The following is a 231-nucleotide window of genomic DNA, read 5'->3' on the forward strand; positions in this document are numbered from 1 at the left end:
CACTAGTCGATGCTGAGGTTGATGCTACGGCACTGGTTGAGGCGGATGTAGACGCTACTGCGCTTGTTGAGGCTGACGTAGACGCTACGGCTCTTGTGCTGGCTGAAGTAGAGGCTACTGCACTTGTTGAAGCTGACGTAGACGCTACGGCACTTGTTGACGCTGACGTTGAGGCTACCGCACTTGTTGACGCTGAGGTAGACGCTACGGCGCTAGTAGATGCTGAGGTAG

The 231-nt window shown here is 55.4% G+C and carries 1 protein-coding gene; it reads right to left on the minus strand.

Features of this window, described 5'->3' with window-relative positions; all coding sequences use genetic code 11:
* Positions 1-231: hypothetical protein (locus N8L39_RS09460; protein ID WP_261039411.1), on the minus strand; the 231-nt coding region annotated here is incomplete at both ends.

This window comes from Streptococcus mitis, from assembly GCF_946190285.1.
Lineage (GTDB): Bacteria > Bacillota > Bacilli > Lactobacillales > Streptococcaceae > Streptococcus > Streptococcus mitis_CP.